The organism is Eubacterium sp. (genome assembly GCF_057858645.1).
Window position 1 is genome coordinate 36,757 of sequence record NZ_DBLZZO010000022.1, and the last position, 10,468, is coordinate 47,224.

At 32.1% G+C, this 10,468-nt stretch carries 11 protein-coding genes; 2 read left to right on the forward strand and 9 right to left on the reverse strand.

Features of this window, described 5'->3' with window-relative positions; translation table 11 throughout:
- Positions 1–2 precede the first annotated feature (2 nt).
- From ACZM4J_RS08715 to ACZM4J_RS08730, 4 genes are all read right to left on the reverse strand, one after another.
- Positions 3–1,385, reverse strand: a complete 1,383-nt coding sequence (locus ACZM4J_RS08715; RefSeq protein WP_022164945.1) for a GH25 family lysozyme — start codon at positions 1,383–1,385, stop codon at positions 3–5.
- 173 nt (positions 1,386–1,558) lie between these two features.
- The gene (locus tag ACZM4J_RS08720) at positions 1,559–2,020 is read right to left on the reverse strand and encodes an NUDIX hydrolase (protein WP_022164946.1); all 462 of its coding nucleotides are present in this window, start codon (positions 2,018–2,020) and stop codon (positions 1,559–1,561) included.
- Between the two features lie 25 nt (positions 2,021–2,045).
- Positions 2,046–2,267, reverse strand: coding sequence for a hypothetical protein (locus tag ACZM4J_RS08725; RefSeq protein WP_428244830.1), 222 nt, complete (start codon positions 2,265–2,267; stop codon positions 2,046–2,048).
- Between the two features lie 326 nt (positions 2,268–2,593).
- The gene (locus ACZM4J_RS08730; RefSeq protein ID WP_428244831.1) at positions 2,594–3,043 is read right to left on the reverse strand and encodes a hypothetical protein; all 450 of its coding nucleotides are present in this window, start codon (positions 3,041–3,043) and stop codon (positions 2,594–2,596) included.
- A gap of 335 nt (positions 3,044–3,378) precedes the next feature.
- Between ACZM4J_RS08730 and ACZM4J_RS08735 the strand changes: the two genes are divergently transcribed.
- Positions 3,379–4,746, forward strand: coding sequence for a sodium-dependent transporter (locus tag ACZM4J_RS08735; protein WP_412622527.1), 1,368 nt, complete (start codon positions 3,379–3,381; stop codon positions 4,744–4,746).
- A 276-nt stretch (positions 4,747–5,022) separates the two neighbouring features.
- Here the strand turns inward: ACZM4J_RS08735 and ACZM4J_RS08740 are convergent, their stop codons facing one another.
- From ACZM4J_RS08740 to ACZM4J_RS08755, 4 genes are all read right to left on the reverse strand, one after another.
- The gene (locus ACZM4J_RS08740; protein WP_428244832.1) at positions 5,023–6,108 is read right to left on the reverse strand and encodes a hypothetical protein; all 1,086 of its coding nucleotides are present in this window, start codon (positions 6,106–6,108) and stop codon (positions 5,023–5,025) included.
- A 426-nt stretch (positions 6,109–6,534) separates the two neighbouring features.
- Positions 6,535–7,953: an N-acetylmuramoyl-L-alanine amidase gene (locus ACZM4J_RS08745; protein WP_022164953.1), complete on the reverse strand. Its 1,419-nt coding sequence runs from the start codon at positions 7,951–7,953 to the stop codon at positions 6,535–6,537.
- A gap of 46 nt (positions 7,954–7,999) precedes the next feature.
- Complete coding sequence (locus ACZM4J_RS08750) at positions 8,000–9,298, reverse strand: M14 family metallopeptidase (RefSeq protein WP_022164954.1); 1,299 nt, start codon at positions 9,296–9,298, stop codon at positions 8,000–8,002.
- Between the two features lie 119 nt (positions 9,299–9,417).
- Positions 9,418–9,780 (reverse strand): DDE-type integrase/transposase/recombinase, encoded by a 363-nt coding sequence (locus ACZM4J_RS08755; RefSeq protein WP_428245279.1) that lies wholly within the window; start codon positions 9,778–9,780, stop codon positions 9,418–9,420.
- A 311-nt stretch (positions 9,781–10,091) separates the two neighbouring features.
- On the opposite strand from ACZM4J_RS08755, the gene ACZM4J_RS08760 reads away from it, so the two are divergent.
- Positions 10,092–10,193: a YgiT-type zinc finger protein gene (locus tag ACZM4J_RS08760; protein WP_412622537.1), complete on the forward strand. Its 102-nt coding sequence runs from the start codon at positions 10,092–10,094 to the stop codon at positions 10,191–10,193.
- Positions 10,194–10,217: 24 nt separating this feature from the next.
- Here the strand turns inward: ACZM4J_RS08760 and ACZM4J_RS08765 are convergent, their stop codons facing one another.
- Positions 10,218–10,340, reverse strand: coding sequence for a hypothetical protein (locus ACZM4J_RS08765; RefSeq protein WP_412622538.1), 123 nt, complete (start codon positions 10,338–10,340; stop codon positions 10,218–10,220).
- Between the last annotated feature and the right edge of the window lie 128 nt (positions 10,341–10,468).

Genomic DNA, 10,468 nt, shown 5'->3' on the forward strand with positions numbered 1-10,468 from the left:
AATTATCTCTTTATTTTCACAGATTTCTTTCCACTGTAAGAGCCATAAAACTTGCTACCTGAAACTGTTTTGTATGCTCTTACTCTTACATAGTATGTTTTATTCTTCTTAAGCTTTGATAATACTTTTGAAGTCTTCTTAACAGTTACAGTCTTTGCTTTCTTCATTGACTTATTTGTAGCATATTGAATTTCATAGCCTGATGTCTGCGATACTTTCTTCCAGTTTATCTTTGCCTTTTGTTTGCTGTTGTTTTTTACCGTTAATTTCTTTACTGTTCCAGGTACTATTTTAAAAGTTTTATTAGTAGTTCCCTGATAATTGCCCTTAAGGGTTATTGTTACTGTAGCAACTCCTACGTTTTTATTCTTGCTATAACTCACTGAATAATCATTTTGGGTTAAAAGACTTCCTTTTGAATTAGTTATTTTCACTGTAGGCTTATTTAACTTGCCTGTATACTCATATTTTGTTTTTGATAAAGTTACGCTTTTTACTTTTGGTATTATGTCTGTTTTCTTGTGACCACAGGTTTTACAATAATATGTAGCTTTACCTGACTTTGATATTGTTCCTTTTGTAATTAACTGTTCCACTGCGTAGTTATGACCTGTCACACTACATTCCCTTGACAACAATATATTTACATCTGTCTTATTTCCACCGATTCCGTTAACTGTACTGTTTTCACTATACTGCCAAATATCATATTTTTTTTCGTAACCACTTTCATTATTATATCTTGCAACCCATCTTGCCCAATTTTCAAATCTGGCATCGGTAAGCTTATTTGTCCACCAATAATAATTGGAATAAACTCCAACTTTATAACCTTTTTCTTTCATAATATTGCAAAAAGTTTCTGCAATATCTCCTAACTTTGAAGCTTTTAGATTACCCTGAGTTTTTTCATCTTCTATGTCATAATAAATTGGCATGGTAGGTTTTGCACCTGCACCATCAAGCATTGTTAAAACATGGTCAGCTTCGTTCTTTGCCATTTGTGTATTCACTGCGTAAGAATATATGTACACGCCGTATTCAATTCCATTTTCTTCACAGCCTTTTACATTCTGCACAAATTTGCTGTCATGCTGAGATTCAATATTATCGCCGTATCCACATCTTAGAAGTGCAAAAGTAAAACCTTCAGCTTTAACCTTCGCCCAATCAATATCTCCCTGATGGTAACTTATGTCTATTCCTTTTGCAATTGCACCTTTAATTTCATTTCCATTACCGTCATAAAAAATACCGTTACTTTGGGACCATGGTGTAGCTGCACTTACGGTAGTTTGGAATATGCACAAGCACATTCCCAAGACTAAGCATTTCTTTAATTTTAATATAAATTTTTCTCTCATTTTATTTTTTCTTTTTCTCATCCTATTTTCCTTTTTCTTATCTAATTTTCATTTTCTTTTTTTTAATCATACATTTCGTATTAAAAATCTGATTCCTTTATGCGTGATTTATTTTCACTCAAGTTTTCATTACAGGAATTTTTTATTACACAATTTACTCTTGTATGTCTAAACATTTGCAATTTTCTGATTTTCTAATAAAACTGAATATTTTTTTTAACTAACTTTTCATCTTCATAAATTAATTTCAATGTAAAAAATTTTTCTTCATTATCAAGTAGTAATTTCAAGAAAACAGCATCTCCTTCCCAAGTTGGAAGTTGCAAAACATCTTTCTTAGGCACCCACATTAAATCGCCCTCATCGCAGGATGTAATTTGTCCCTCAAACTTATCTGCCGTGAATAAACACATCATTTCAGGTTCACATTGATTACTTACAAAAGTTATTAACCCTCTTAACTTATAAGACAAAAGTTTTAATCCTGTTTCTTCTTGTACTTCTCTTTTTAAACATTCTTCCGGACTCTCGCTTCCTTCAGCATGCCCTCCTACTCCAATCCACTTACCTTCATTAATGTCATTTTTCTTTTTGATTCTGTGTAACATTAAATATTTATCATCTTTTTCTATGTAACACAATGTAGTCATTTGCATAAATTTTGCTCCTTATTTGTATGCATTAATTTAACTCTTTACTTGCTTTCATTAACTTAACATACTCTTCTGCATTTTTCTTGTTTGATTCAATCTCAGATTCTGTAAGTTTTCTAACAACTCTTGCCTGACTTCCAAGAGCCATGGAATTATCCTGAATGTTGCTATTGTCACCAATTATTATTTCTTCCATATCACCGCGAACAACTGTATTGTACCATATACCTACATTCTCTCCTATTGTCACCTTGCCAACCACATGTGCCCCACGGTGCAATAAATGTATTACTCATTTTTTGTCCTTTCACAAATTAATTTCCTTGCTATTTATTTTACCACACCACCCAAGTTTATTCCATATAGCAAAGAATGTCGCTTACGACATTCTTTGCACCAAGCACGTACCCGTTAGAAACATTTTCCTTTCGTGCAAATGTGCATCCCTAGTGGAACGTTTATTTTTTAGACGTATTCAGTTTAACACCCTGATTTTATTTTTTTTATCTTTAGCAATTCACATTTTGGCACTTGCAATAGAAAACCTCCACACTTTTAAGGTGTAGAGGTTTTCACTTATTTTATATCCTGCTGTTTTACCATATTAACAATATCACTATTGACTTCCATTATTCTTGAATCACATTCCATCTCTGCAATTGACATCCAATAGAATTTTTTGCCATCTATTTCGAAGCAATCTCTCTTCAAATTTTCAGAAAAATTACTTATTACATATTTATAGAAACGATGTCTATAACATTTATTTTCCTGCGAACTTATTGAAAATTTTTCATGCACTTTTTCAAATTCATAAGCACCTTTAATATCGTAATCTGCGACTTTCAATTCCATTTGCAAGTGCTTACTAATATTTGCCTCATCTTCTTTTATTCCAGAAGTTATAGTCGAATAATTTAAAAATAGTTTGCAATTCCATCTTGAATCATAATATAAAAGATATCTATTAGTATGTTGATTAAATGTATCTTTAATTAATACAATTGAATGTGGATGTTCTTTCATTAAATTCTGCTCCTCTATTGATTGATATAATTTATTACTATCAAAGTGATTCCTTCCAGAATATATAATCTCATATATTCCATAAATTGTTAATACAATTCCAAAAACAACTAAAATAACCTGCACTGTTATTCCTATTAAATGTAAATCAATTTAGGTACTTGCATTGGTGCAAAATGTGTATCAACCTTACTGCTTTACAACACTAACACGTTAAATTGACAAATTCTTCTTATTTCTTTAAGATGTTGTTTGCAGCATATCCATTGTAAAATAATTTTTTTAATTTTAGTTGACTTTGGAATGATGTAATAAAAATAGAATTGAGATTGTATATGGAAAGAGAAAAATTTAAATCCAGACTTGGATTCATTCTTATTTCTGCCGGCTGTGCCATAGGTATTGGAAATGTATGGCGTTTTCCTTATGTTGTTGGAAATAATGGCGGTGGATGTTTTGTATTATTTTACATCTTATTCCTTGTTATTTTAGGGCTTCCTATTTTAACAATGGAGTTTTCAGTTGGTCGTGGTAGTCAGCAAAGTATTTCAAGAGCTTTTAAGACTCTTGAGAAAAAAGGTCAGTATTGGCATCTGCATGGTTACAGCGGAATGGCAGGTAACTATATTCTTATGATGTTCTACACAACAGTTTCCGGTTGGATGCTACGATACTTTTTTGATACAGCAAAAGGTGACTTTGTAAACGCAGACACTAATGCTGTTCAAAATCATTTTTCAAATATGAATGCCATTCCTTCGGAAATGATATTTTGGACAACTCTTGTTATTATTGTAGGTTTCCTAGTTTGTTCACTTGGATTACAAAACGGAGTTGAAAAAATTTCCAAAGTAATGATGATTGCCCTTTTGGTGATTATGGTTGTTTTGGCAATTAACAGTATTTTTCTTGAAGGTGCCGGCAAGGGCTTGTATTTTTATCTGGTACCTGACTTTGAACAAATTAAAAAGGTTGGCCTTATTAATGTTATAGTAGCTGCAATGAATCAGGCATTTTTCACACTTAGTATTGGCATGGGCTCTATGACAATTTTTGGCAGCTATCTTGGAAAAGACCGTTCACTACTTGGAGAATCAATTAACATTGTTGCATTAGATACATTTGTTGCCATTGTGTCAGGCTTGATTATTTTCCCAACATGCTTTGCATTTGGTGTTAGCCCTGATCAGGGACCAAAACTTATATTTGTTACTTTGCCAAATATTTTTGCAAAGATGCCGGGTGGTCGTATCTGGGGAAGTTGCTTCTTTATTTTCATGGCTTTCGCAGCATTTTCAACTGTAATTGCCGTTTTTGAAAACATTATGTCATCATGTATGGATCTTTGGAAATGGTCACGTAAGAAAACTGCAATTATAAATGCAATTATTATAACTGTTACTTCCATCCCTTGCGTTCTTGGTTTTAACGTTTGGTCAGGATTCATGCCTTTTGGAAAAAATACAAATGTTATGGATTTAGAAGACTTTTTAATAAGTAATTTAATCCTTCCAATTGGCTCACTTATTTACACTCTATTCTGCACAAGCAGATATGGTTGGGGATGGGATAATTATATTAAGGAAGTTAATTCAGGCTCAGGTTTGAAAGTTCCAAAACAAATTCGTTTTTACTGTAAATGGATTCTCCCTATTACGATTATATTCATTATTGTAAATGGGTTAATTTCCAAATTCTTTTAAAAGAATCTGGAATGTCACTTGCCACATTCTACGCAACCAGCGCGTGCCTATTTAGCAACATTTTCTTTTTACGTAAATGCGCATACATTAAAACCTCAGTTGACTTTTTTATCAACTGAGGTTTTGTTTTATCCTTCTTCTCTTTTATTTTATTACTTTTTATTTTTTATCTTTGACCACCTTTTATTCTATTTCTTTATCCTTGTAAGCACTTTTTATTCTACCGACTTTTCTTTTTTCATTGTAAACGCTTAAGTTTATTTCCTTTATTATTAGTTATTTCTTTTCTTCTGTTCTAACTAATTTAAAACCGGTTCCATCATCTTTTATAGAATAAATTCTACTTTCATCATAATGTTCACCCGCAATGTAGATTTTTAAAACATTTCCTTTTTTGATAATTTTGCTTGCATATTCAACATCTACTTCTTCTGGGGTTTTAATTACTTTCACAGCTTTGGTTTTCATGTTGTACTCATGGATTGTCTTTGCCTGAATCTTATTTTCTTCGTCTGCTTTATAATTGAAATAATACATATTATCACCATCGAAATTAATAATTTGTGCATTACTTATCATTTCTTCAGGTTCATTCTTCAAATCCCACTTGAAAATTCTATAATCATCTGATGTATATGTTGCTATTTCTCTATTCTCGTTTTTTACAGTAGTTTGATTACCTGTAAAATATAATATATTGTTATTCATCTTTATGTTTTTAATAAACATTCCTACTGGCAATCTTGTTAACATCATTTTATCTTTTTTCATATTATACGCATATAATTTTTCCTGATGTTTAACATACTTTTCGCAGTATGCGTAATCTCCATAAATGCCAAAATTATAAACATTCTTTGGGAACTTATCTGTAAGGACTTTCATTTTACCTGTTGCAACATTATAAGCCTTCAAAACATTCTTACTACGAATAATCAAATTCTTCTTCCCATAAATTCCCGCTATGTAAGTGATTTTTTTTATTGCCTTTACTCTCTCAACCTTCTTACCTGGAACATATTTGTATGTTCCATGTTGTTTTCCCAAGAAAAAAACACTTTTTTTGTAAGTAAAGTATTGATTTCCATTTACCACTCTGCCCAAACATTCTTTTTTCTTACCTGCTTTTTTTGAATAAATGCAACGTTTGTTATCTTTATTCTTTCCAGTGGATATGGTGTACTTGCCTAATTTTGTTTTAGTTCCATAATGTATTGTCAAATTCTTTCCACCTGCACTATTAAAAGATGTGTCACTGGAATAGTTTACATAAGCACCAACTGGTGTTCCCTGACATACACCTCCTAATGCCATCGTAATAATTAATGAACCAACTAATAACTTTTTCTTAAAATTTCTCATAATCGTTACTCTCCTTTCTCTTTAATTTAATTATGAAACGTTGGCATTTTGAAAAATATTGCATTGGGAGAAAGTTATTTAAGTTTATTTAATTTTTATTTAATTTTCACCCGTAACATTCTCATTTTTCCTGCCACAACCATTGCGATATTTATCTTTTACTGAAATACGTCTACCCCAATCAGGGCAAATTGTAAAGATTGCTGTTCCACACAGTGAACAATTATTTGCAGTTTTATATTGTTATGCCTCTAAATTCGTTCAATTTCAACACAAATTTTTCTGTATCAGTGTAATTGCCGATTTTTTAAGAAGTTGTAACTATCTATGTGTAAATAGTAAACCTTGCCCTATAGGCAAAGTCAAGCCTTTAATTTTATTCGGTTATCTCCGACTTGGGTTGTTCCGAGTTAATTAGCTATTTACCTACTTATTCATGCCCTTCACAATTCCATTGGCAATCTTATTTAATGCCTTACCTGAATGATTACTTCGTTTATCCCCAACTTCTAAATCAACAGATGCTATTGTTGAATAAGATGTTTGTGTTAAGTCAATTGCCATAGCTCCATTTCCATAAATTTTTACACCGGCATTTTTCATTCCCCAAATAAGATTTTGTCCTAATTTATTATGTTTTTTCCAATTCTTTGAAACCGGATACATGTTTCTGTAAGACTTGTTATTTGGAACGCTAATATAAAATGCGCCTTTATTTGCTGATGAAGAATCATAATGTAGGGCAATGTGGTAATCTGCATTGTTGTTTGCGTATACCGTTCTTCCTATGTTGTCTATCTGTGAATCTTCACTTTCTCTTACCATCAAAACATTATAGCCTGCTTTTAAAAGTTTCTTTTTCACAACCTTTGCCAGTTTAAGTGTTGCCTTTGCCTCCGATGTTCCGTCACTTAAAGTAGTTCCACCGTTAATTGAAGTAGCTTTTACAGCTCCCTGAGCTGTACTTCCACCTGTCACCTTTGCACTTTTGTCAGGATGACAGTATGTCTTAACACTTTCGCCACCTTTTGTTCCATGACCGGCATTTACGCAAACTGTTTTCTGCTTAAGTTTAGATGCTGTTGAAAAATATAATGTTGCTGCGTCTGTATGTATTTTGGAATAACCTGCAAATTCCCATTTAGAATTCCATGCAATTATTTCGGCGCAGGTGCTCCAAACTGAATAATATTTGTTTTTTCCTTTCTTCACATATCCCCTGACTCTCACGTAGTAATTTTTCTTCTTTAATTTACTAAGCTTTGCAGAATTTTTGTTTTGTACGTTTATAGTTTTACCCTTTGTAAAATTTTCTTTTGTTGAATATTGAATTTCATATCCGTTTGCTTTACTGTTTTTGCGCCATGAAATCTGATTATTTCCAGATTTTCCTGATAATATGTTAATGCTGCTTCCTTTAAGGAAATAGTTTTTAACTTCTAAAGAAGGTTTGCTCTCGTATCTCCTACCTTTTGCTGTTTTGTATGCCACAACCTTAAAAGTGTACAAGCTTCCATTCTTATTTGCTTTCTTATCAGTATACTGTATTGATTTTTTTACCTGACAAATTTTTTTTCCGTCTCTATAAATATCATATCCCTTAGCACCTTCTATTTTGTTCCATTTTATAGTTGTGCTGTTTTTATTATTTATAACGGATGTTATTGTGGGTCTTTCCTTTTCAAAATCTGTAGCTGATCTAGTAATCTCTTCTGCCCCAACAATGGTGTTTATGGAATTTGTTCCTGTCACTTGCGAACTTTTATCAGCAATTTTTGTTCCTGCAGCTATTATTGCTATAATTAGTCCTGATGCAATTATCTTTTTAATCGTATTTTTATTCATATGTGACCACCTTTTCTCACTGTTAAAATACTGTATTCACTTGATTTTATGAATACATTTTTGCAACTGCTACTAATACATATCTGTTTAATTTATATATTTTCTTAAATTCACTATTTTTTACAGGCGCCGGTACTTTACCAGTTTCTAATGTGCAATTTAAAATATTTCTGGCATCTAAATAATCGCTGAATGTTCCATAAGCTGTTGGCTCACTTATTACGTGAGTATATTTTGTCATGGAATACAACATATTGCTAAGTTTTGTGTTTTTACGGTGATACATAACTTCTCCAGCCTGATGATAACAAATTACTACATTAGGTTTTACTTTTTTAACTACGGCTATCTGTGCCTTTGTCTCAGGTTCAGATACAGCTTTCTTTCCTGCATATAGCTTTTGACCAGGTGCTTTTGCACTTTCTCTTCCAAAGCCTTCTGCAAAATTTCTATTGATATCCACGCCTCTTGCATTTGTCTTCCATTCTTTAAAACTAGCTCCTTTTGCTATTTTGTAAAGGTTCTGACGTAAATTAATATCTCTTATTTTCTTAGGTCCATATTGACTAATTGTTACACCATCCGGATTTACCATTGGCATAATTACTAATTTTACCTTGTTAAAAATTGTACTGTAATTCTTTCCCTGATATTTTTTGGTATCATATCCTCTACAATACTCTTCAATGACTTTCATCATAAATTTAGTATTCATATACTCTCTTGCATGTATTGACGTTTCTACATAAACAGTCTTCTTAGCCGTTTCCTTACCTAAAGTAACGTAATACAAATTTCTCTTATCTAAACTTTTTCCTGCAACTTCAACTTTCAATATTGAGCCGTAGGCTTCTTTTAATTTCTTAAGGTCAGATTTCATGTTTGCATAGGAATATTTCTTATCTAATGTATTTACTATTTTTTTAGCATTACATTTGTAGACAACATATTTTGATTTTACTAATAGCTTCTTATTTCCAACTTTTAACATTGAATATCCGCTATTGCATTTCTTATAAACATAGTAGCGGACTCCTTTTTTGACCTTTGTTACTTTCTCCAACTTTAAATTATATGCATAAACTGATTTCTTAACATAGCCACCTTTTTTAACTTTTGTTCCTTTTGTGTCCACGTTAGGTTTCGTTGTTGTTTTTTCAATAGTAGGCTGCTTCGTAGTTGGTTCTTCCACCTTTGTAGTGGTTTCCGGTGCTGTAGTTGTTTCCTCTGTCACCGTAGTTGCCACAACCGTTGTTTCTTCTACTGCCTGGGCTTTTACCCCCGCAAAATTCATTCCTAATGCTATTGCTCCAATTAGCATTAGTGTTTTCAAAGTTTTTTTCATATGTTCCTTCCTTTCAATTTTGGGTATATTTGCTGCGTTTTTTCCTTATTTATATTATAATTTCTAACATATTAAATAGCAATTATTGTTTATTTTTTGACAGATATATTAAAGCATATTTATGTAAAAAAAGAACTGGCACTGAGTTCAATGCAGGCATTGTCATAAGGATAACCTTTATGTGAATAACTGCGTTGCATGTTTTTGGTGGCTTCACGCCATGCCTGAGACACATACTGGCTTCCGCGGTCAGTGTGTATTATTAAAGGTAAATCGGTGTTACGTATTGCATTGGCTTTTTCAATTGTTTTTATTACAGTGGAAACTTCCATTGTGTCGACAAGAGTCCATGCAATTATCTTTCTGGCAAACAGATTCATTACACAGTTAAGATACACAAAGCCGTCATTGGTCCATACGTATGTAATGTCAGTACACCAGACAGCATTTGGCCGTTCGGGATTGAATTGTTCTTTAAGTATGTTATGGAATTCACTGCTAAAGTCAAAGTCTTTTGCTTTGAATCATTATAGATTTTGAGGATCTCCTCCTTGATGGAATTCTTGCGTTTGGCAGTGGCTGACAGTTTGCGTTGATGGTGGTTTGGTTCTCAGAAAAACAGATAAAAAAGATTTATTACTTTTGTTAAAAATAGTAAATATTAATAATATTGATGAAGTAAAACAGAATAAAAGATTAAAATTTATTAAAGAAAAATATGAAAGAAGTTATATGTATCTTGATAACATAAAAGAGTGGTAACAAAACTAAAAGATTAAATAGGAGTAAAGATATGTGTAAACTTTGCAAATGTGATACAGTTAAACAAAGTACTACAACTCATGTTATTAATTACAAAAATAGTATCATTGTAATTAAAAATGTTCCTTGTTAAGAATGTGAGCCAGCAATAGTAAGACTACTCACTGATGCCATTTGCATCAAGCCATTGCTTGGCAGTCATTCCTTCCGGTCTTTGCATACACTGCGTGATGATGTTTTTCCAGCTTTGTTTGCGAACTTCGCGTGTACATTTATCCATAGCTTTTAGCCTCCTATAAAAACTTTAAAGTTAGTGTAAAATTTTAGTTGGCAAAAAATAAATAAAAAAATGGGAAGTAGAAAAAACCACTTCCCAATCATACAGTTTTTCTTTATGATATTAACTGC

What these genes read in the sequence shown, in the direction of transcription:
- ACZM4J_RS08715 (WP_022164945.1), bottom strand. Translation starts at nt 1,385, where the DNA reads ATGAGAAAAAGAAAAAATAAAATGAGAGAAAAATTTATATTAAAATTA.
- ACZM4J_RS08720 (WP_022164946.1), bottom strand. Translation starts at nt 2,020, where the DNA reads ATGCAAATGACTACATTGTGTTACATAGAAAAAGATGATAAATATTTA.
- ACZM4J_RS08730 (WP_428244831.1), bottom strand. Translation starts at nt 3,043, where the DNA reads ATGAAAGAACATCCACATTCAATTGTATTAATTAAAGATACATTTAAT.
- ACZM4J_RS08735 (WP_412622527.1), top strand. Translation starts at nt 3,379, where the DNA reads ATGGAAAGAGAAAAATTTAAATCCAGACTTGGATTCATTCTTATTTCT.
- ACZM4J_RS08740 (WP_428244832.1), bottom strand. Translation starts at nt 6,108, where the DNA reads ATGAGAAATTTTAAGAAAAAGTTATTAGTTGGTTCATTAATTATTACG.
- ACZM4J_RS08745 (WP_022164953.1), bottom strand. Translation starts at nt 7,953, where the DNA reads ATGAATAAAAATACGATTAAAAAGATAATTGCATCAGGACTAATTATA.
- ACZM4J_RS08750 (WP_022164954.1), bottom strand. Translation starts at nt 9,298, where the DNA reads ATGAAAAAAACTTTGAAAACACTAATGCTAATTGGAGCAATAGCATTA.
- ACZM4J_RS08760 (WP_412622537.1), top strand. Translation starts at nt 10,092, where the DNA reads ATGTGTAAACTTTGCAAATGTGATACAGTTAAACAAAGTACTACAACT.
- ACZM4J_RS08765 (WP_412622538.1), bottom strand. Translation starts at nt 10,340, where the DNA reads ATGGATAAATGTACACGCGAAGTTCGCAAACAAAGCTGGAAAAACATC.